Source organism: Pseudomonas sp. GW823-FHT02C02 (assembly GCF_058797635.1).
Genome location: NZ_JBXAJV010000006.1, coordinates 370,442 through 392,327, shown reverse-complemented (window position 1 = coordinate 392,327; position 21,886 = coordinate 370,442). Strand labels below are relative to the sequence as shown.

Below are 21,886 nucleotides of genomic sequence, written 5' to 3'. Positions count from 1 at the left end.
GCGAAGCCGACCGGAGGCGATGCCCCCAGATGAATGCCGGAGCGAGGGTACGCCGAGCCCAGGCGAGGGGCCGGACGTTGGGGCGAAGCCTTTTGCTTACTTTTCGGCGTTTGGAAAAGTGAGTCGCTGTAAGAGCGAAACCATAAGCAGCCGTTACCGCAGCAATGGATATGTACTCAGTCAACAAGAACCAGGTCGGCCCGAAGGCCGCCTAGGTTCACTCTTCCTCCCCCTCAGGCACAACCTTGTTCTGGGTCAGGTAACGATCCAGCGTCGCATTGTTGTCAGGTGAAGAATTATCCCCCGCCACCTGCCACAAACGCCGTTCGATCCCCTGGGCCAACAGGTGCCCGACAGCCGCCTCGATCGCCGACAACACACACAACTGCGCCGGCTCGTTCGTGGTGTACCCGACCTCAGCCTCAAGCAACTTCTTGAACTCGATAAACTTGAACACCCCGGCACTGCGGCCCACGGAATAAATCGTCTTGCTGGTCATCACATTCGCCAGCACCTGCCCACTGCGTACATCCACCGCCCGCAGGTTGACCGTGACCTGATCTATCCGATACTCCCGGGAAATATCGATCCCCAGATAGCGCGCCCCTTCCCCGCCACTGCGCACATTGGTGTCGTAGGCGATGATCCCGCCTTCGAGCATCATGTTCGCCGCTTGCAGCGGTGGCAGCTCGCCCTGAATGTTCACCGGCGTATTGGGCTTCTTCTGCGAGGCGCGAATGATCTTGCGCTCGGTCAGCAGGTTTTGCAGCCCTTCACGTTCCAGCACCACAAACCAGCCGCTGGCCTGCAACGCATCCATCAACATGCTCGCCGCGCCCTGGGTCACGCTGGTCGAAAACGAACTGGCCGGGGTCGGTTTGTACTGCCCGGTCTGGTCCCGGAAGCCGTACACCACCGCCATCAACCGGCCCTTGGGTCGTGGCATGTTGATCAAGTCGTAATAGGTCGACGCCCGGGGTGTCAGGGTCGGTGATTCGGTGTCCTGCTCGGCACCCACGTTCTCGCGCAAACTGCACCCTTGCAATGCCGCCAACATCAGCCCCAGCGCTATTATTTTTTTCATGTCCGTCTCTCCCCATCAACCCTGATCCCCGTCAAGGGGCGAGGCCATTCACCTGGATTTCCGAAATTTCACCGGTCGCTCGGTCGGTCACTTCAATGGTCAGTGCACCGGAGTCGTCGACGACGTTGACGATAAAGGCGTCGGTGGACAGGCTCCCGGTGTTGCCCGTGGAGATGTTGTCCAGCAACTGCCCCAGCAGCCGCGACTGCAACTGGCTGGTGAAGCGCTCGAGGGCCGAAGTCCCGGCCACAGACGTGCGGTTTTTCAGGTCAGGATCGTCGTAGTCGTTTTGTGCCTGGGCGTTGTTCAGCAACCAGGTGCCGTTCAACGGGTTGCCGCCGAACGAAGGGTTGATGGGCGTGTAAACCAGCTCCGTGGCCTGCACCAGGCTGCAACTGCCCAGCCCGATCAACCAGAGCCCGAGGTTCCGTGAGACCGTTGTCGTTTTCATAATTCGTCCCTCTCAAGGTCCGTAGTGTCCTGCAACAAGGCTTCCAGCTTGCGCTGGACAATCTGTCCGCGAACCCAGTCGGCGGCGTCATAGGCCTCGTCCTTGAGTTCCACGGTGTTCGGCGGCAGGAAGCGCCGATAAACCAGTCGCTGCTGATATTCCACGGTCACCAGGCTGCCCCAGCGTGCCGAAGGTCGTTCGCGTACCACCAGGTTGAAATCCATCGGGCTGGTGGCACGCAGGCGTTCACTGAACGAGTAGTAAAAGTCGTGGCCGATGTGCGAGATCGTGTCATCGACGATAAAGCCCAGCATCTCGTCCTCCTCGCCGGCGCTGGCGAACGTCGCCACGCACGCGAGGATCAGGGCCGGCAGCCAGTGACGGTTCATGGCGACACCGCCTGAGGCGATCCGGCCTGGTTTTTCACCGGCCCCGAAGCACCATCGAGGAAGGCTTTCTCGGCCACGAACTGCCAGTCCTTGTAGCTCGCCATGCCGGTGAAGTCCGACCACTGGCTGGGAAAATCCGACTGCTTCAGCGGCAGGTCCGTGGAAGGACTGCTGAGGCCGGTGATGCGTCCGTCGAACCCTCGCATCAGTGTCCATTCACCGCCGCCAATCGGGTCCGGGTAGAGCTGGCGAATGTGATGTTTAGGCGTTGGAAAACGCTCGTCCTGCAACAGGTCTTCAAGTTCTTTCGGGTACTGCGCCAGCCCCGGAGAACTGCGGTAATAACTGCGCAACGCCTGGGCGTATTGCGTGCCGACCCACAGCAACTGACGTTCGCGATCACGGCGCGAGGCGGTTGACCACAACTCGCCGGCACTCGCCAGGCCCATGCCCATCAGCATGATCAGAAACAGCACGCCCAGGTACGTGAACCCGGCCTCGTCGGCGGGCTTACCACTCGGAATAAAGGCTGCCATCACGCGCCCTCCCTGTGGCACCGCTTTTGATATCGGCGACCCCGCCCGGTACGCCGTCAGGCGGCGCGACCAGCACCCAGAGGTCCTTGCGTTCGGAAATCGGGTCCATCGGCGGGTTGCGCAAGTAGCGCTGCTCCACCAGTTGTTCCAGGGAATCGGGATAGCGCCCGGTGTCGCCGTAGTAGTGATCCAGGGCTTCGCGCATGGCCGACAGGCTCTGGCGCAGCGTGGTTTCTTTCGAGGCCTCGAGGCTGTTGAAATAGCGTGGCAAGGCGATGGTCATCAGGGTCGCGATGATTGCCATGACCACCATCAGCTCCAGCAGGGTAAAACCCTTTTCCCGACGCATGATTCACCACTCCTTGTACGCGATGCCGTTGAGACCCTTGCCGCGTGCATGGGAGTAAACGTCAAAGACGTCTTCGCCCTCCCGCGGGTTCTGAGCCGTACTGTCGTAAGAGCGCAAGCCCCAACCACCTTCATCGTCACGCTTGACCGGCGTCAGCGGGTCATGGGGCACGCGCCGTAAAAAGTAGAACTTGGCACCCTTGGCGCTGCGCACATCACGCACACCTTCCACCAACACTTGCAGGTTCGGTGGATAGCCGCTGCTGTTCAGCGACTTCTCGATGTAACCGGCGTCGAAGGCGCGTTTGTAGGCGTCGATGGCGTCGCGGATCTGGTACAGCGCCGCACGCAATTCCTGCTCTTTGCCCCGGCGCACCACGGTCTCGGTCAGCGGCGCGGCCATGCCGGCCAGCAGGCCGATCAGGGCCAGCGTCACCACGACTTCGATCAAGGTAAAACCACGTTGCGAGGCGTTCATGATCAAGGCTTCTCGACGACAACAGTGGTGGAATTGACCGCAACCGGCCGATCGATGTGTTCATTCTGAATCGGCGCCTGCATCCGCCGGTCAGGCGCCTGGATGTGCATGCTGGTTTCGGTGCCGGTGGGGAATTCCATGTCCGACGGGCTCTGGTACGGCAGGTTGCGCACGATGCGCGGGGTGATGGAGAGCACCAGTTCCGATTTGCCGACGGTGTCCTTGTTACTGCCGAACAACCGGCCAAGACCGGGAATGTCGCCCAGGCCCGGAATCTTGTTGCCAGTGGCGCCATGGTCGTTACGCACCAGGCCAGCAAGGATCTGGGTTTCGCCGTCATGCAAGCGCAGCGTGGTTTGGGCATTGCGGGTGTCGACCTGAACCGGAATCGTGCCTTGGCGGGTCGGTTCCAGTGGCGTGGCGTTACTGACTTCGAGTGCGATCTTGATCGCCACTTCGTTGTTCAGATGGATGGTCGGCTGCACTTCGAGCTTCAGACCGACGTCCAGATAGGTGACGCTTTCAGTGATCACCGGACCTTGGGTCGACGGCACGGAGGTGGCGCTGATGATGGGCACACGCTGACCGATGTGGATGCGCGCCTGTTCACGGTTGCTCACGCGAATCACCGGGCTGGCCAGGGTGTTGATGTCGTTGTCCTGGGCGTTGATCTTGGCCTGAGGCGACGGCGAGATAGTGATCCGGCTGGAGTTGATGCCTTTGAGTTGATCGAGCAGGGTCACGGCCGAGCCGTCGCTGTTGACCACGCCGAAGGTGTTCGGCCATTGCAGTCCCAGGTCGAGAATCCGCTGAGTCGCGACTTCCATCACCTCCACTTCCAGCACCACTTCAGGGTTGGACTGGTCCTGCGACTGCAAGAGTTTTTCGGCCATGCGTATGGCGTCTTCGGTGTCGCGCATGGTCAGGGTGTTCAGGCGTTCATCGACGAACACGTCACGGGTCTTGAGCATGGTCTTGATCATGTTCAGCGCGGTGTTGGCATCGATGCTGGTCAGGTAGAACGTGCGCATCACCAGCTCTTGATAATCCTTGAGCTTCTGCGGCGAGTCCGGGTAGATCAGCAAGGTGTTTTCATTCACCACTTTCTGATGCAGCTGGTTCTGTTGCAGCAGCAGTTCCACGGCGTCTTCGATGCGCACGTCACGCACGAAGATGGTGGCTTTCATGTCGGGGCGCAGATCCTTGTCGAAGATGAAGTTCAAACCGGCGACCTGGGACAGCACTTCGAAGATGGTTTTCAGGTTGGCGTCGCGAAATTCCAGGGTCACCGGCCGGTCGAGACGGGTGCGCAGTTGCGGATAAGGAATCACGTTGCGGCTTTGCACCAGACGAATATTGTCTTGCAACTCCAGGGCACCGCCATTCTTGGGGTCCAGTTCGAGGATCTGTTTCACCTGACGGTCGGCGCCGTAGATGTCGCCGCGACGCAGGTCACCCCGGGCCAGTTCGAGTTTGTCATCAAGACTGCGCATGTGCTCTAGCTGGCGCATTGAATCCTGGGCGCGGCGGTTGTTGGGTTCAATGGTCAACACCCGGCCATACTCCAGACGGGCCGAAGCGAAATCACGCTGGGCGCGATCCATGTCGGCCTGGGTCAACAATGCCGTCACGGCACGGGCACGGCCGCTGGTCAGGGCCAGGTGCAGCTCGGTATCCCGAGGGTTTTCCTTCAGCCCTTCCTCAATACGCGCCAGGCCGGCTTCGTACTGCCCCGACTCCATCAGGTCGGTTGCTTCCTGCTTGGCCACCTGCGCCGAACTGCACGCAGCCAGCCCTGCGCATATACAAAGATTCATCAACAAACGGGAACTGTTCATTGCGTGCTCCCCACAGACAAGGTCTGGGACAAATGCAGAGGCAGGTAGACAAAGCTGAGTTCCACATCGGAAATCCCCTCGATCCGCCAGGTGTCGTCGATCACATCCCCTTTGCGCACGACGTATATTTTCTCGCCGTTCTGCAAAAACACTTGCAGGTCGGAACGGTCATTGAGCTTGCCGACGAACTGGAAAGGCATCGGCGGTACGCTGGGGACTGGCACCACCGGGGTCTGGTTGACGGGTTGTTCGGTGACGCTGGCCAGCATCGGTGCAGCCTTCCAGCTGCGGGCGGCGAACAGATCGCCGGACGGGCTCAGGTCCTTGATCACCGCGGGTTTGCCACTGGCTGAAGCGGCCGGCAGCGTGCCGCGAATTTTGCTTTTGGCGGGCGTGGCAGCGGTCGCAACCGACGCCTCGCCTTCGTCCGAAGGCATGAAGTAATCAGGCCCCCAGGTCAGCGCCGCAGCTACGCCGAAGAACGCCACCCAGCCCACTACGCGTTTGGTATTCATCATGACCTCGACAGGTAAAGGGTCATGCGGATTCGCCCGGTCAGGTCGGTGTCGGCGATTTTTTTACGCTGAAACTCCACGTCCTCCACCACCACGGCCGGCAACTGGCCGAGCAACGCGTGCAGGAAGCGCCGCAGTTGCGGGTAGCTGCCCCGCACCGGCAGCAGAATCTGATAACGGGCCAAGTGGGTCTTGGGGTCGATGCCCAATGAATATTCACCGCGCGCCAGGGTGATGTGTTCCTGGGCCGCCAGCGCGTAGATCTTGTCGATGGCCACCGTGGCTTGGGGCTGCGACGGCAGTTTGCTGCGGAAGTCGTCGAGCTGACGTTGCGGCACCACCGGGGCGGCGACACTGCCGTCTTCAACCTTGGCCAGGTACTCGCCGGCTTCGCGGGTCTGCTGGCTGAGGGTTTGCAACGAATTCCAGTCCGGCATCAGGCCACCCAGCGCCCAGGCCAGCGCCAGCAGCAACATCGCCAAGCCTGCCAGGCCGGGCATACCCAGGCCTTGCAGGTATTCGTGGACGATCAATCTAGGGATTCGCATCGCCGATCTCCCAGCTAGCCGACAGGTTGAATTGCACCGGTTGTTCCGGCGATTTCACGACAATTTCGTGGCTGAGCAGCGACACATCGGAGAGCTCGTCGCTGGCTTCGAGACGGCGGTGGAAGTCGAGCATCGCTTCCAGGTCCCGTGCTTCGGCGCTGATGCGCACCTGCCCCTTGCGGGCATCCGGGGTCAGGGTCAGCAAAGCGATGTTGTCGCGCGGCATCGCTTCGAGCATGGCGAACAGACGTTCCCAAGGCCGGCGCAGTTGCTGCGAGACCTTGCGCATTTCTGCCAGGTTCTGTGCTTGCTCGCGGGTTTCGGCCGGGCTCAAAGTGACTTTGCTGCCGGTGTCGCCGGTGAGTTCGCGCTGGGCACTTTGCAGATGGCCTTGCTGTTGCGAGGTCTGTTCGGCGACGTGCTGCTGGGCGACAAAACAGGTCACCACCAGCACCACGCCGCCCGCCAGCAGGCTCCAGCCCAATGGGCCCGAGCGGCGGCGCGGCTGGAAGTCGAGCGTCAGGGCGCGCATATCAGGCCACCGCCCGGGACATCACGTACAAACAATCGTGTACGGCTGTCCGGTCTTCTTCGAGGGTGCGAAAATGCACACCGGGTACGTCGGGCTGTACCTCGATCCGCGCTGGCGCGTGCAGGTAAACGTTCAGCGGCCGTTCGCTGATGGAGGCTTGCAACTGGCTTTCCCGGCCGATCAGCGCGGTCAGTGCGGCATCGCTGTCGCTGCTGCCCACCGAACGCACCGAGGTCCAGCGCCCTTCCCTGGCCAGCAGCAAGACACTGCGTACCGGCTCGGCGACCACGAACAGGAAGTCACCGGCGTCGAGGCTTTTATCGAAGTGATTGAACGCCGCCATCAGGTACGGCTGCACCGACCGCAGGCGCAGGCCGCGACCGCTGACCAGATTGCGCAAACGCGTCAGCAAGTCTTGCGGCAGCGCGGTGGCGATCCGGTCGTAACCCGCAGGTTCAGCCGACAGCACCATGCTCCAGGGTTGGGCCGGTACACCGTAGAGGTCTTCGAAACACAGTTGGGCAAACCCGAGCAATTCGTCGGGGCTGCTGATTTGTTCGCTCCAGGGCACCAGGCAGAAGCGGCTGAAGTGACCGGAGACCACCACGCTCAGTTCCGCACCGGTCGGGGCGTGTTCGCCCAGCAAACGGTCGAGGGTTTCGAGGGCGACGGCCCAGGCATGGAAGCCTTCGTCGATAAAGCCGACGCTGCCCAACCACAAGGTGTCGCCACCCTTGCGCTGACCCAGGCCGACACCACTGGCGCCGAGTACGGCGACATAACGATCACGAGACAAAAGTGACACGATTGATCTCCTCGAGCGTGGTCCGCCCCTCAGCTACCAGTTCCAGAGCGGACTCGCGCAACAAGCGCAAGCCACGATTGCAAGCGTGTGCCTTGATTTTCGAAACGGGTTGGCGCTCGACGATCATCTGCCGCAGTTCGTCGTCCAGGTGCAGCAGCTCGGCAATCGCGGTCCGCCCGCGATATCCGGTGCCGCGGCAATGGCCGCAGCCTTTGCCATGGACGAAGTGGTAGTGATCGACCTTTTGCGGATCGAGCCCTGAGAGGCGTAGTTCTTCATCGGTCGGGGTGCTCGGCGCGCTGCAACTGGCGCACACCAGGCGGATCAGCCGCTGGGCGAGCACGGCGTTGAGGGCCGAGACGAGGCTGTAAGGGTCGATTTCCATCTGGGTGAACCGGCCAATCACGTCGAACACGTTGTTGGCGTGAATGGTGGTGAACACCAGGTGCCCGGTCAGGGCCGATTGCACGGCGATCTGTGCGGTGTCGGGGTCGCGGATCTCACCGACCATGATCTTGTCCGGGTCATGGCGCAGGATCGAGCGCAGGCCACGGGCAAAGGTCAGGCCTTTCTTTTCATTGACCGGGATTTGCAGCACGCCCGGCAGTTGGTACTCCACCGGGTCTTCAATGGTGATGATCTTGTCCACGCCGTGGTTGATCTCGGTGATCATGGCGTAGAGCGTGGTGGTCTTGCCGCTGCCGGTCGGACCGGTCACCAGCACCATGCCGTAGGGTTCGGCGGCCAACCGGCGCAGCTGGCGCAGGGTGTTTTCTTCAAAGCCCAGGGCTTGCAATTGCACGCCGCTGACCTTGTCCGCCAGGTCCTGTTTGTCGAGCACCCGCAGCACCGCGTCTTCGCCAAAAATGCTCGGCATGATCGAGACCCGGAAGTCGATCTGCCGGCCGCTGATGCCGATCTTGAAGCGACCGTCCTGGGGCACGCGTTTTTCGCCGATGTCCAGTTCGGCCATGACTTTGACCCGGGAGATCACCTGCTCGGCGAACTCGCTGCCCTGGATTTTGCTGATGTTGTTCAGCACGCCGTCGATCCGGTACTTGATCACCAGACCGCTGCCGGTGGTGCCCAGGTGGATGTCGCTGGCGTGCATTTTCAGCGCGTCGTAGAGGGTCGAGTTGACCAGTTTGACCACCACGCTGGCGTCTTCACTGATGCTGGTCAGGGACAGGCTTTGCAGGGTGTCGATTTCGACATTGGCGTCGGCCTGGGCGTTGAGCGATTCCACCGCGTGGAAACTCTCTTCGTGACGCGCCAGGTAGGCTTTCAGGTCGTCGGCATGCACCAGGTACAGCGGCGCGCCGTGCAGGCAGTCGTCGATCCACGCCAGACGGGTTGTGTCGAACGGGTCGGCAAACACGCCAATGACCGCATCGTCATGACGCAGCAGGATGAATTCGCGCTTGAGGCATTGGGCCAGGGTGACCCGGTCGAACACCGGGGTGGCTTGAAACAGGGTGTCGGTGTCGAGCACCGGATAATGCAGGGTAGCGCCGAGGCACTGGATGAAGGGCATGGGGGCCAGTTCGCACAACCCCCCGAGGGCCTCCAGAACCCGCTCGCCGGAACTGGTTGCCAGGGCCCGGGCCTGGGCCAGTTGTTCACTGGAAAAGCGAGACGGTACACATTCCAACTGCGCCGGTTCTACGGCAAGGGATAGACGGTCCATGGCATGCTCTCCAACGCCGGGGGCTTTGAGCCCTGTCGACGCGGCAGGCCATTGCGGCGTATGCCGGAACGTCTTGTCGCGCCACTACTCCCCGGTGAGCAATTGTTGGTCGTCTGGTGCCTTGGAGGTCGATGGAGTTCGTCGACGATCTGCCAGCACCCAACTGCCGTCGTACAACTGCAGCGGGAAGCTTTCGGTCCTGCTCTGGCGTCGTTCGACGAATCCTTCGGACTTGCTCATGCCTGCTCTGGGTTCGCGCTCCATCCCCAAAAGGTCACAGACTGCACGGGCCAATTCCGCCAATGGAAACGGTTTGAACAGGATATGGCTGACTCCCAGTTGCCGGGCCCGCTCACAGACTTCAGTGGTTGGGTGTCCGGTAATCAGCACAAAATGGCAGTTCCTGTTCTGGCGGACGGCATCGAGCACCTGAAAGCCTTCCATGTCTGGCAAGCGGTAATCGAACACCATCACATCGGGTGAAAAACTTTTGGCTTCGCCGATAGCTGTTTCACCGTTGTGAGCTATCCGGACTTCCAGCGCTTGCGCCTGCAGGTAACCCTGGAGGTTTTCCGCCAGCAGCTGTTCGTCTTCAACAACCAGTACTTTGTTTAACAAGGTGGACTCCTTGAAACCGCAGGTCCGATATTCGTGCCTGGGAGTACGCGCCTTAATTAGGCTAACGCACACTTCATGCCAGACTGAGCGCCGGTTTTCGACCGCTTCATCTCTATGATTTTCATGAAAAAATCTTTTCCTTCAGGAACCCCGTCCCCCAAAGGCGGGGAAGCGCTCGGAATTGCCCCTGAAGCTTTCCCCACATTTGGGGGGGAACCTTCAATCGTCGTCAATCCGCTCGATTCGATTGCTTGATCGCAACTGCCCCAGAACTTGTAGACGAGCCTGGGACTTTTGCTGTCGGGCAAGGTAAGCCCGAACCATTTCAAGTCCCTGAGCTTCTGAGACATCGGCCGCCTCCTGGTGGTTCTGTAGGTAGATCAAATGCCAGCCCAACGGTGTGCGCACTGGCGCGCTGACGGATCCCGGCGCCAGCGCAAATGCCGCGGCTTCGAATTCCGGCATCATGCGCCCACGGGGGAAATAGCCCAGATCCCCGCCTTCGGTGGCGGAAGCATCTTCGGAGCCGGCCCGGGCAATGCTGGCAAAGTCCTCGCCCTGGCTGATTTTCACCCGCATCTCCTCTAAGCGTAGCCGGGCGGCTTCAACGGTGGCGGCATCGGCGCCCTGAGGCACTTTGACCAGGATGTGCCGCGCCTGGATTTGCTCGGGAGTGCTCATTTCGGCGCGGTGTTCCTCGTAGAACGCGCGGACCTGTTTTTCGTCCGGCTCAGCCACCTGGAGCAGGTCGGCGAACACCTTTTGCGCCGCGAGCTCACGGCGCGTGTACTCGATAAAGGTGGCTTCGTTGAAACCGGCGTCTTCCAGCCGGCGGGCGAACACCTCGGCCCCCCCCATCGCTTGCCGCGTCTGCTCAACCTGGCTTTGTACGACCTCATCGCTGATCTTCACCCCGCGTTTGCGCGCTTCCTGCCACAGCAACTCCTTATCGATCAGCGCATCCAGTGCTTTCTGGCGCAATTGCTTGTACGCCTTGGGATTGCGAATGCTGCCCACTGCGCGGCCCTGGTCCTCCAGGTATTCGGCAAAATAGCGCTCGAGACGGAACTCGGAAATTTCCTCGCCATTGACCCGTGCGGCAGCCGGGCCGTTGCTGCAGAAGGCCACGGGGACCCACATCGTCAGCAGAATCAGCAGCGTATTGAGTTTCATCATCAGCCCTCTTTTCAGGGTGTCACGGCAATCGGTTTGTACGGTGCGACCAGAAAGAAGCGCTGGTCGGGCAAATCTACGGTGACGATGTGGGCACCGCTCAAGCCCAGTCGGCGACCCGGACCGAAGCTGAGCAGCGGGGTCAGCCCGGTGTCGAAATCGTGCAACCCTTCCAGGGCACTGACGAGTTTTTCGCGGCTGGCGTCGCGCCCGGCCTGTTTCATGCCTTCGCTGAGCAGCAGCATCGAACTGTAGGCGCCGACTTGCAGCACCGCGTGCTCACCGCCGAGCCCCTGGTGCTCGCGCAGTTGCGTCAAGGCCAGGCGCCCGGCCAGCGTCCAGTCACTGGGCACGAACGGATAGGCCAGAAACACTCGCCGGGAAAACCCGCTGGGCAATTGAAACAGGTCACCTGCCACCTGATTCGACGCGGCGAACAGGTAAGGCACCTGCCCCGCCGTTTGCAGGCGCTCGGCGAAGCGACTGAAACCGACGCCGCTGCCCAGGTAAAACACCGATCGCGAGCCCAGCGGCAACTCGTCCTGCGCCGAGTTGTAGGCCTGCAGCCGCACTTGCTGCCAGGCGTGATCATGCAGGTACTGGCCGAGGTGCTGCGCCGCCTCCTGTTGGCTCGGCTCGTCCGGGTAGACAATCAGCGTCGGGCCCTGGAGCAAGCGCAAATTGGCGGCACCGTAGTCGGCCAAGGCGATCAGTTGCTCGCGCAGCCCTGACAGCGGTTCGAAAATCTGCCGACTGGCCGGGGCCATGCCCTGCAACGAGAGCGGCCCGATCAGTGGAATGCCGGCGCGTTCCAGCCGCGTGACCAGTTCGGTGTCGAGCGCAGGTGCCAGTGGTGCGATCAGGGCGAACACCTGTTCCTGCTCAATCAAGCGATCCAGCGCCTGTTTGGCACTGGCGCGGTCCGGGCCCGGATCGAGGATGGTCAGGCGCAATTGCCGGCCATGGATCCCGCCCGCCTCGTTAATCCGCGCCACGCTGCCCTTGAGCACCGCCGCCACCGTGGCGCCCTCCGTGCTCAGCGGCCCCTGCCTCGGCAACAAGGTGCCCAAGTGCAGGCTGTCGGCGGTCAACCCGGGGTCGCGATCATCGGCCACGCGCTTGAGGTAGGCCGTCAGGTTGCGCTGATCATTCATCGACAGCACGAACCGGGGCATCGCCGGGTCGAGCCGATTATTCGCCGAATCGCGCCCTTCCTGGATCGCCCGGGCCAGTGCGGCCTCGGTGTAGGCCGGGTAATTGCGACCGTTGATCTGCTGTTGCCCGTAACTGCTGGAGAGCCGCGACCAGCTAATGTCCGGCGGCCGTACCCCGCCTTCGGGTCGCCCCTGGGCATCGGCGCCATGGCAATTGGCGCAGGGTAGGCTGGTGGCGGGCAGCAACATGCCCGCCGCGCCCACCCGAGCCATGATCGGCTCACCGCTTGCCGACACGCCCTCGCGATACAGCCGTTTACCGGCGCTTTCGCTGGGGCTCAGCGGCAGCGCATTGGCGGCGAGATTGATGCCGCCAATCAGTAGCAGGCCGAGGACGAGGGCAATGTTCATGGCGCGCGCTCAACGACTGGCCACGGGCATTGTCAGCAACTGCAAGCGCTGGGCAATGGCGGCGGCCGGTGCATCGGGACGGATCTTGCTCCAGCGCTTGTTGGCCACGTCACCGACAATCAGCTGCGTCGAGTGCTGCTCGGGAGTCGGCACAATCTGGCCGATGCGCCCCAGTACAAGGTCCATTTGTGCCTTGTCGCCGGTGAGAAAAAGCCAGTGGGGGCCATCGACGCCCTGCTTCAAGGTGTAAGCCTTGAGTACCGCCGGCGTATCGCGCAGCGGATCACTGGTAAGGGAGATAAAGGTGATGCCATCGGCCTTGTCGCCCAGCACTTCGCGGACTTCCTTGAGCTTTTGGGTGATCAGCGGGCAGGCATCGTTGCAACTGGTGAAAATCACGTTAAGCAACACCACGCGGTTTTGTAGCGCGTCACTGTAGAAACGCAGCGTGTTGCCGTTCTGGTCCTGCAACGGCGTGTCGGTGAACCAGGTTTTCGCATCCCGGGTGCCGCCGGCCGGTTGCGCAGCGGCCACCGCCGGCTCCTGGTGTCCTTCGTGGGAAAACGCCATAAAGCTGATGACGCAAAAACACATCGTAAGGAAGATCAAGGCGAGGGCTTTCATGGTTGGTGCTCCATGGCAATGGCCGTGTGTTTGGCGTGGGCGTTGCGCTGGCCGCTGAGTTTCTCGACCTGGCGGGTCAGCACGGTCGGGTCGGTAAAACCGTAATAGCGTGTCCAGTGGCGGCTGTTGCCGTCCCCCACCAGAATCAGCGGTTGATGGCTTTTGAAGTCACCGCTGAAGGAGCCGAGGCCCTTGAGGGTTTCGTTGATCGACTGCGAGCTGCCAGTCAGCCAGCTCCAGCCCGGCCCCTTCTGGAAGCTGCGGGCGTAGTCGTTGAGACGCTTGGCGTCATCGCGCTGCGGGTCGATGCTGATGGACACCAGTTGCACCTCCTCGCCGACCCGGGCGCCGAGTTGCTTCTGCACCTTGCCCATGATCGAGGACACCACCGGGCACACCGTGGTGCAGCTGGTGTAGATGAAACTCATGACCACGATTTTGTCGGTCACCAGGTCCTTTTCCAGACGCACCGGTTTGCCGTTCTGGTCCACCAGCGCAACGTCGGCGAATTTGACCTGGGCGCTTTCCGAACTGGCACTTTTAGCCGGCATGTCATGCCCGGCGTGTTCATCCGCCGAGTGCGCCAGGGCCTGGCCGATGCCGACGGCCAACAGGCAGAACGTCAGCAGTCCACGGTGTGCGAATCGGTTCATGTCGGTTTCCTCTTCAGTGGGCATCGCCGGGAATCACCCGAACGCTGGCAAAGGTCTTGTCATCGAAACTCGCGCCAAGGGACGCCGCACGCACGTGCAGGTACCAGGCGCCGTTCTGGTCGAGGGTCACCGGGGCTTCATAGATGCCATTGCCCACGTCAAGGGCCGCGACTTGCTGGGCCCGGGAAGTCGGAGCACGGAAGTAGCGCACCTGAACGTCCTTGATCCCGCTGCGCTGTGCCTTCTGCTGGCCCTGAACAATGCGAAACCGCACGGTGTAAGGGCTGCCGAGGGCGGCCGTGGACTTATCGAGCATGAACTCGACTTTTGGCACGCCGGGGAGCGTGGCGAGGTTCGGGTCCGGCTCAACCAGCGCCGTGAAGCAATGGATGATGTTCGGCTGGTTGAGCAGGAACGCCACGTCGAAACGCCCGGCGGCTGGCAGCTTGATCCGCGAACTGTAAAGCCCTGGCTCGACCTCGCGCAGACTTCGGTCGATGACCATGGCGGCCCGCGCCACCTGCCCGCGATTGGGGTAGCCGGACATCGGCGCGTTCATGCCTTCGGCGTAGAAATAGGTGGTGTTGTCCACCGGGTTGACCACAAACACCGCGTTGTCGTCCCGCGACACCGCGAGGCTCGAGGCCAGGGGCAAATCACCGGCCAGTCGTGGCGCCTGGGGCCCGGCTTCGAAACCCTGACTGATCGGCGTGCGGCCGGCCCCCAACGACGAGAGGTTGATCATCGTGACCTTGGCCGAGGCCAGTCCACGGATGTAGGCGTAGGCCTTGGTGAACACCACTTGGTAGGGTTCGGCGGATACGTCCAGCTCGTGGATCATCGAATCGGTGGCCGCGTCGATCACCGCCACCTGGTTTTCCAAGGTGTTGAGGACGATGCCGAAACGCCCGTCCGCACTGAACCCCATCGGCCCCAGGCCCTGTTTCATTTTGATCACCCGCCGAACCGCGAGGCTGGCGGTATCGACCACGGTCACGCTGCCGTCCTTGCCGTCGGCGACATACACCGCCTGGGACAGCGGCGAGTACGCCACCGACAGCGGGTGCGAGCCGGTCTTGAGTTGCTTGCTGATGGTCAGGCTGGCGATGTCGATGATGCTCAGGGTGCCGTCGTCGCGGTTGCTGACGAAGGCAAAACGGCTGTCTTTGCTGAAGGCGATTTCATGGTGCCCGGCCCCGGTGGCCAGGTGTTTGAGAGGCTTGAGGCTGCGGGTGTCGATCACCGTGACCCCGGACTGCTCGGCGGTCTTGGCATTGTTGCCGACCCACAGCAGGCGCTCGTCCGGTTGCAAGGCCACGCGCACCGGGTTGCTGCCAGCGGCGACCGAGTCGACCAGCTTGAACTGCTCGCTGTCGATCACCGCCACTGCATCGGCGGTCGGCATGGAGACGAACACCCGTTTGTTGTCCTTGGGCGTGGTCCAGTCCATCGGCGGTTGCTTGATATCAATCCGCGTCATGGTGCTGGTGATGCCGCCCACCGACACCGACGGGTCGACCACCGAGACACTGGCGTCGCGGTTCATCACCAGCAGGAAGTAGCTGTTCAGGTCGAGCAGCGGCCGCGCGCCAATGCTGGATTTGAGGAAGACCCCGACCCGGGATTTGCAGCTTTGCTCCCGGCCCTGGGCCTGGTCGGCGGCGATGGTTTCCGGGTCCAGCCAAGCGCCGGGGTTGACGCCTGACAACGGCTGGCCCGAGGCACTGTCGCTGACGCGGAACTGCACGTCGGCAAACTCGCCTTCACGCAACACACCGTCCTGGGCCAATGACTTGACCTCAAGCGCCACCGAAATCCCGTCTCGGGAGAGGTTCTGACCGCTCCAGGTGTTCGGCAGTGCGACTTCGCTCAGCAGGTTGGGCGGCGCGGTGCGCCAGACGCCGAAGCTGATGAGTGCCACTGCGACGACCAGCCCACAACCGGCGATTTTTGTAGTCCTGTTCATTACCCTCTCCCCTTACAGATCTGTGCCTGCCTTGTCCCTTGTAGGTACGAGCGGTGTCAGCCCCCCAACCCCTGGCTTTACGGTGCCGGTGCCGGTTCTGGCTCGTTGGTCACCCGCAGCAATCCCCAAAGCCCGGCGGTGTTGCCGTAGGCGCCGTAATCACGGAACAGGTAGTCGCCCGGTATTGCGTTGCTGCCCCCGGCGCTCGGGTGCATGAAGCTGAAGTGCGCCGCCGGCAGGATGCTTTCACGAGCGCCGATGTACATCGACATCGGGTTGTAGCCGAACCGCACCGACCCCACCCCAGGTGTCATCATCGGATAGCCACCGGTATCGCTCTTCTCCGACTGGAACGGGTTGACCGACCAGACGTGACCGTCCAGTTGGAAGGTCGTGCCGCGACTGCCACCGGTCGGCATCAGGATGTGGGTGCGGAACGGTTGCCCCGGTTTCACATACAGCACCGGTGTCTGAGGATCGCCCCCGATCAGCGCATTGCTGTACGCCATATGCGCGTTAGGCACGTCACCGTAACCGGCGCCATTGGCGTGCCCGAACGGCGCATCCGGCGCCAACCCGAAGCGGAACCAGATCGGCTCGGCCTTGTAGTTGATGGCCATGCTCGAGTTGTCCTGTGGATCGGTCGGCACACCAAAGCCTTCGGCGGCAATACCTTCCACCGGCCGACCGTTGGCCCAGCGGATGTTCAACGCTTTCTGCCAGACCATCGCAAAGTCGCGGTAAGTGGTCTGCCCTGGTGCCGTGACCGTTGCGTTGGTTTTACGCGCATCCTCAACCCAGGTTGCGCCGATCGGCAGGATGGTCATCGCCCCACCCAAGCCTTTCTGCGGTTGTTTGATGAGGTCCGCCGGCGTGATATTCAGTCCGCCGAACTCCACCGCCGTGGCGTTGATGTTGTCGACACTGCGGCCCAGTTGCGAGATCGGCTTGCCTTCACGCTCCAGGTGCCCGGCGTAGTACTGATAAGTACGGGTCGGGTATGCGCCGCTGTTGCCGATGCGCGGTGGCACGGTCTGGATCGGGTTGGCGCCGACATTGGTGCCATCGGATTTGGTGATGTCATACGCCAGCAGTTGTGCATGCAGGCCAACGTGGCTCGACGGCCGCAGCAGGTTGTTGGTGAAGATGGTCGAGCCCTGGCCATTGTTGCGATCTCGCTTGACCAGCCCTTGCATCACGGCAGTCTGGGTCAGGTCGGGCATGACCACAGGCAAGCGGTTTTCCAGGGTGACGTTGATGCAGTCACCCGCCGCCGCGCGCAATACCAGCGGCTCCACCGGTACACCTGGTTTCATTTTTCCAGTGAGCGGATCGAGGTCGGATTTGCGCACGTACAGGATCGCAGTCGGATCATGCAACGGGCCGCTTTGACCGCCGATGGTGATGGTTTCGCCATCTTCAGGATCGACCACGGTGACCTGAGGGATGTTCACCGGCCGCGAGTTGAACACCAGGGTGCCACCCGCCGGGTTCAACGGCCCACCCACGTGTTGCCCGATACCGGCCGGATCGCCGATGGTCAGGTTCAACGGATTGCGCAGGATGTCGTTGGCCAGCGCCGCAACCACTTCATAGTTGCGCTGCACGGTCGGCCGGGTGCCGATGCCGTTCGGGTTGGCGCCATACCGTGGGCAGATGCCATCGAACGCCACGGTGTTGCGCATACCGGTCGGTTTCGGGTTGTTTGGCAGTGCGAACAGATCGCTGCGCTGGGTCGTGTAGTTGCGCATCACGCCCCAGATACCGTTCCAGTAACCTTCAATCGAAGCGTCCATCGAGTACAGGTAATCCCCCGTGGCCGCCGCCGAACTGGAGAGCATCGAGACCGGCGCGTTGAAGCCCAACTGTTCGGAGATACCGACCATCTGCGACGAGCGCCAGCCGGAGTTGGAGCTGTTGCCGAAGCCGGAACCGCTTTGCAGCCATTTCACGCCGTGCAGGGTCACGTTGTGCTCTTCTTCGTGACCGCCGGCATGCACCCGCAGCCGCACGTTGTCACCGGTGTAAGTGCGCAACATTGGCGTGAACGGGTCACCCGGTTCCGCGCCGCCACGGTTCACGTGTGGCGGGAACAGTGTGGTGCCGCCGGTTGGACCGGTGGCGGCGGTGACCAGGTTCGGTGCCAGGTTCATCGCCGGGATGGCGCGGTCGGTACGGCTTTGCATGGCGTACGCCAGGTCGCCGCCGAGGCCGTCGGCCTGCATGCCGCGCTTGCCGTCCGGGCCGACCTTGTTCGGGTCGTAGACCCGCAGGGCCAGCGGTTCGTTGCGGTAGTTGACCACGAACATGCCGGGGTCATCGACCGAGATCGCCTGTGGGCAAGGCCGAGTCGGACAACCCGGCACCATACCGCCCTGCACTTCGATGATGCCGTCGAGCAAGGTGCTGGCGTTGTTGCGCACTGGCGGGTTGATCGCGTACCGGAAGCTGTCCGCGGTGGCCGGGAAGGTTTGTGGATCAGGCACGCCGTTAGGACCGGCGCCCACATACACCCCGGCTTCATAGGCGTGCTGGAAGTCGCTGTACTCAAGGAAGAACTCACGGAAGCTGTCGTTCTTGCCGTCGCCGTCGATGTCCCCGGTGGACACCACCGCTTGCCACGACGTCGGCCCGCCGTCCTGGCGCGCGCCGCTGTACAAAGGCTCGCCGGTTTCGGCATGGAACCAGGTGGAACCGGCCGGTTCAGCCAGTACGGTGGCGTACAGGCCAATCTGTTGGTGAGTCGATGGGCCCAGGTGGTCGTGGGTAAAAATGGTCCCCAGTCCACGGTCGACACCTTTGGCGTTTACCACCGGATCGACGAACCAGCGCTGCATCGCCGTGCGCGCGCCCACCCAATCCGCCCGGCCATACTGACCGAAGTACGGGTGATTCCTGGCTTTTGGACAGGCCGGTGTGCCGTCACGTGGATCGGTGCCTTCGCACTGGTTGAACTCGCGAATGGCGCGGATGCGTTCTTGCACGGCCCCCGGGGAAAGCACGCCGTCTTCGTAGTTCCAGCCGTTGGCCGAACCGTCGGCCGCCGTCAGGTCCCATTTGGGCAGGTGAATGTGCTGACCGATCACGTCGGTCGGCGTGCGCACCTGATAGTCATCCATCTCATAGACGGCCGGCACCAGGTTGGTTTGCTGGTATTGCACGCAGTCGAAGGTGTTCATGCGCATCACCAGCGGCTCTGGCGGACGCTGCTTGGTGATGACCGGCCAGGCGTCTTCCCACAGGGCCAGAATGCGCGCTTGCGGGAAGTGGTAGCCGACCTTGTTGTACACCGCGTCGAACTGGATGTTCGCCGCTTTGTAGACCCGTGGACGGTCGGCGGTGAAGGTCGAGGAGCCGGTATAGGACATGCCGTCGATGCGTTCACCGCTGGCAAACTCGCCGGTGCCGGCGCTGCTGGTCAGGCGTTTTTGCCGGTCGTCCATGCATGGTTCGTAATAAGGCGCGCCGGCAATCGGCAAGGCACCGTTGGTGCGGAAGGCCTTCGCCACGATTTGATTGCCGGGCAGCAAGGCAAAGCTTGGGTGGTCCTTTTTGGCGTGGAAGGCCATGGCCGCCTGTTCGACTTCGGTGCCCTCTTCCGGCATGTAGATCGGTTTGGCGCGGGTCACTTCCTTGGAGAAATCCAGCGACGTGGTAATGGTGTGCGCCACGCCACCGGCGGAGAAACCGTCCAGGGAATGACGCCCCAGGCCGCCATCCCAGCCACCGGACTGCGCCGGGTCGAGGTTGGCCCACAAGGCGTTGCCGCTGGTTTTCAAGGACTGGGCCTTGGCCGCGTCGAGCATGTCCAGCGGTGGCGTCGGCGGACGTTGGCCGACCGAAGTTTCCATGCCGCCGATCCAGAACGGATAGCCAGGGTTTTTCAGGCTGCCGTCGGCATTGCGGTTGGCTTCGCTGCGATCCACCAGGGCCAGGGAACCGATGGCCTGAGCGCCGCCGCTGCTGCCGCTACCGCCGCCGTCGTCATCTTCTTCGTCATCGTCGTCATCACCACCGGCGACCAGGGTCTCGCCGATTTTCGGCACCACCGCGACCTTGCCTGGCATCGGCGCCATGGCTTTGCCCGGCAGCGGCACGACCGCTGGAATCGGCGTACCGGCAATGATTTCGCCATCGGGCAAGGCCCGGGCACCTGCCGCCGGTTTGCCGCTACGCAAGGCGTAGGGTTCGCTGTGGAACCCGTCGGCACCTTGCTGGGAAACTTCGAGTCGGGTGCCTTCTTCAAACACGTCATGCACCCGCCACATGCTCCACATACCTTGTGCGAAGTGCGGATAGAAGTGGCAGTGGTAAATCGCATCGCCCGCTACGCGGTTACGGTTGCCCGAACCACCATTGGCGATTTCATAGGTGTAGCCGGCACCCGGGCCGATGCCCTGGGCATCCACATAGTCGGAGTTGTCGTCGTTGGGGTTGAACAGCCATTGATGACCGTGCAGGTGGAAGATGTGCTGCTCGTGGCCGTTGTGGGTGTTGCGGAATTTGACGAAGTCGCCAATGTAGCTGTGGTTGACGTTGGACGGCTCGGACGGATACAGCGCCATGGTCGCCTTGACCCCAATCTGATCGGCGCTCGGTACCTGCCCTGGAAGAATGCCTTCCAGGCCAGCGTTGGCCGGCACGTCCACCAGCATCGCCACGTCGCCGACAGTGTGCGAACTGAGGAAGAATTCTTCATAGGCGCAGGACAGGCAATCGTGCATCGGCCCGACACCCAGCCGGTTGGCCACCACCTCGGCGCCCATGCCGCCGGAGCCATAGTTGATCATGAACGAGTCGCGGGTCGGCTCCAGCACATGGGCCATGACCGGGTCGGCCCAATATGCGGGGAACGCCTGGGTCGCGGCGGTTTCATCCTGGAACTGCGAGGCGAAATCGCGGAACGGTTCCAGCCGGTTCGGAATCGCCGGGTTGCGTTTGCCGACGGCTTCCAGCGGATAGGTCGACGGCGGGAAGCTGCCGTCGGCGTTGCTGCCCATCACAATCGCGTCGCTTTCGCTGGAGATGATTTCATTGCCGTCGACCATGTTGATGATCGGTGTGCCGGCCTTGCCTTCACGGATCCACGGTTCGCGTTGCGGGTAGCGCGCCTGGTAGTCGACGATCGGTTGACCGGCCGGGGTGCGGCCGCTGCTGGCCAGGCGCATCTCTTCTTCGGTCACGGTGTTGCGGTAGCTGCGGCCGCCCTTGGGCACCACCACGACCTGGCCGAACAGGCCGTTGGCAACGTTGCCCGCATCGCCTTCACCACCGAAAGTCGCGCCACGGCTGCTGGCGGCGAATGCACCTTCGCGCTCGGCGAACAAGGTGTAGGAACGGGTGCCGCCGGGGGCGACCAGCGAATTGCCGTTGCGCCCGGTGTACGAGGCGATGTCATCGATGCTGTTGACCGCTTGCATGCCGTTGACCTGGAAGCCGACGTGGCGGTCGGTGACCTGCTCATCGACTTTGAACTGCTCGACGTCACCGATTTCGACCTCCCCCTCGACCCCTTCCTCGCCGTTTTCGTGGCTGCCGGGATTGGCCTGATACGCCAGCAGGTTCTGCAGGTTGATGGTCAGGCAGTCACCGGCGGCCACCCGCAACACCAGGGGACGCGGACGCTTGTCGGGCCGCAGCGAGACTTTGCCCGGCACTGCCGCGCCGCCCTGAGCCAGGGACACATTGTGGTCGTCGACCACGTCACGGCGCAGGGCGAACATCATGCCGTTGGCGTTCTGCGCCCCGAGGCGGTTGAACATCAGCGGCTGATCCAGCGCCACGACGTTCGCCACCAGATTGCGCTCGCAGCGCAGGGCCGCCTCAGCCAGCTCGATGCCGAACATCGACACCACCAACAGCGCGAATTTAAACAAGGACGAAGCGTTGTGTATGCCGGTCATGATCACGGGCCTCGCTGTGGGTGCTCACAGGGAATAATTCTCGACAAATCCGCTTGAGCAATCCGCATGCCATAAATAATTCAGTTAGTTTTCAGCCACTTGAAGCGACGATCTGAGAACCCGGGGGATATTCCCCACTTATTCCCCACTTTTCGGCCCAGTCCTTGTTGCCC

19 protein-coding genes are annotated in these 21,886 nt (G+C 62.3%); all 19 read right to left on the bottom strand.

The window, feature by feature from the left end; translation table 11 throughout:
• Positions 1–217 precede the first annotated feature (217 nt).
• Positions 218–1,084: a CsgG/HfaB family protein gene (locus AC1ROI_RS13830; RefSeq protein WP_010455674.1), complete on the bottom strand. Its 867-nt coding sequence runs from the start codon at positions 1,082–1,084 to the stop codon at positions 218–220.
• A gap of 31 nt (positions 1,085–1,115) precedes the next feature.
• Positions 1,116–1,535 (bottom strand): curli assembly protein CsgF, encoded by a 420-nt coding sequence (locus AC1ROI_RS13825; protein WP_010455676.1) that lies wholly within the window; start codon positions 1,533–1,535, stop codon positions 1,116–1,118.
• Positions 1,532–1,924 (bottom strand): curli production assembly/transport protein CsgE, encoded by a 393-nt coding sequence (gene csgE / locus AC1ROI_RS13820; RefSeq protein ID WP_077750410.1) that lies wholly within the window; start codon positions 1,922–1,924, stop codon positions 1,532–1,534. The genes AC1ROI_RS13825 and csgE overlap by 4 nt, the downstream gene beginning before the upstream one ends.
• Entirely contained in the window at positions 1,921–2,460 is a 540-nt protein-coding gene (locus AC1ROI_RS13815; RefSeq protein WP_077750409.1) for a type II secretion system protein, read from the bottom strand. The genes csgE and AC1ROI_RS13815 overlap by 4 nt, the downstream gene beginning before the upstream one ends.
• Positions 2,435–2,809, bottom strand: coding sequence for a type II secretion system protein (locus tag AC1ROI_RS13810; protein ID WP_042932745.1), 375 nt, complete (start codon positions 2,807–2,809; stop codon positions 2,435–2,437). The genes AC1ROI_RS13815 and AC1ROI_RS13810 overlap by 26 nt, the downstream gene beginning before the upstream one ends.
• A 3-nt stretch (positions 2,810–2,812) precedes the next feature.
• Entirely contained in the window at positions 2,813–3,286 is a 474-nt protein-coding gene (locus tag AC1ROI_RS13805) for a type II secretion system protein (protein WP_042932743.1), read from the bottom strand.
• Between the two features lie 2 nt (positions 3,287–3,288).
• Positions 3,289–5,124: a type II secretion system protein GspD gene (locus AC1ROI_RS13800; protein ID WP_077750408.1), complete on the bottom strand. Its 1,836-nt coding sequence runs from the start codon at positions 5,122–5,124 to the stop codon at positions 3,289–3,291.
• A complete protein-coding gene (locus tag AC1ROI_RS13795) occupies positions 5,121–5,639 on the bottom strand; it encodes a hypothetical protein (RefSeq protein WP_010455686.1) in 519 nt (172 codons plus the stop codon). Before AC1ROI_RS13795 ends, AC1ROI_RS13800 begins: the two co-directional genes overlap by 4 nt.
• On the bottom strand, positions 5,639–6,187 hold the full coding sequence (locus AC1ROI_RS13790; RefSeq protein ID WP_010455688.1) for a GspMb/PilO family protein: 549 nt from the start codon (positions 6,185–6,187) through the stop codon (positions 5,639–5,641). The genes AC1ROI_RS13795 and AC1ROI_RS13790 overlap by 1 nt, the downstream gene beginning before the upstream one ends.
• On the bottom strand, positions 6,174–6,719 hold the full coding sequence (locus AC1ROI_RS13785) for a PilN domain-containing protein (protein WP_010455690.1): 546 nt from the start codon (positions 6,717–6,719) through the stop codon (positions 6,174–6,176). The genes AC1ROI_RS13790 and AC1ROI_RS13785 overlap by 14 nt, the downstream gene beginning before the upstream one ends.
• A gap of 1 nt (position 6,720) precedes the next feature.
• Positions 6,721–7,524, bottom strand: a complete 804-nt coding sequence (locus AC1ROI_RS13780; protein ID WP_102595510.1) for a hypothetical protein — start codon at positions 7,522–7,524, stop codon at positions 6,721–6,723.
• Positions 7,505–9,211 (bottom strand): GspE/PulE family protein, encoded by a 1,707-nt coding sequence (locus AC1ROI_RS13775; RefSeq protein ID WP_083376370.1) that lies wholly within the window; start codon positions 9,209–9,211, stop codon positions 7,505–7,507. The genes AC1ROI_RS13780 and AC1ROI_RS13775 overlap by 20 nt, the downstream gene beginning before the upstream one ends.
• An 84-nt stretch (positions 9,212–9,295) precedes the next feature.
• Complete coding sequence (locus AC1ROI_RS13770) at positions 9,296–9,829, bottom strand: response regulator (RefSeq protein WP_102595509.1); 534 nt, start codon at positions 9,827–9,829, stop codon at positions 9,296–9,298.
• A gap of 219 nt (positions 9,830–10,048) precedes the next feature.
• Positions 10,049–11,005 (bottom strand): peptidylprolyl isomerase, encoded by a 957-nt coding sequence (locus AC1ROI_RS13765; protein ID WP_256580181.1) that lies wholly within the window; start codon positions 11,003–11,005, stop codon positions 10,049–10,051.
• 11 nt (positions 11,006–11,016) lie between these two features.
• The gene (locus AC1ROI_RS13760; RefSeq protein ID WP_102595508.1) at positions 11,017–12,567 is read right to left on the bottom strand and encodes a cytochrome c/ABC transporter substrate-binding protein; all 1,551 of its coding nucleotides are present in this window, start codon (positions 12,565–12,567) and stop codon (positions 11,017–11,019) included.
• Between the two features lie 9 nt (positions 12,568–12,576).
• The gene (locus tag AC1ROI_RS13755; RefSeq protein ID WP_102595507.1) at positions 12,577–13,191 is read right to left on the bottom strand and encodes an SCO family protein; all 615 of its coding nucleotides are present in this window, start codon (positions 13,189–13,191) and stop codon (positions 12,577–12,579) included.
• The gene (locus tag AC1ROI_RS13750; RefSeq protein WP_042932740.1) at positions 13,188–13,844 is read right to left on the bottom strand and encodes an SCO family protein; all 657 of its coding nucleotides are present in this window, start codon (positions 13,842–13,844) and stop codon (positions 13,188–13,190) included. The genes AC1ROI_RS13755 and AC1ROI_RS13750 overlap by 4 nt, the downstream gene beginning before the upstream one ends.
• 13 nt (positions 13,845–13,857) lie before the next feature.
• Positions 13,858–15,810, bottom strand: a complete 1,953-nt coding sequence (locus AC1ROI_RS13745; RefSeq protein WP_102595506.1) for a cytochrome D1 domain-containing protein — start codon at positions 15,808–15,810, stop codon at positions 13,858–13,860.
• 77 nt (positions 15,811–15,887) lie between these two features.
• Positions 15,888–21,713, bottom strand: coding sequence for a manganese-oxidizing multicopper oxidase MnxG (mnxG, locus tag AC1ROI_RS13740; RefSeq protein ID WP_102595505.1), 5,826 nt, complete (start codon positions 21,711–21,713; stop codon positions 15,888–15,890).
• Positions 21,714–21,886 lie beyond the last annotated feature (173 nt).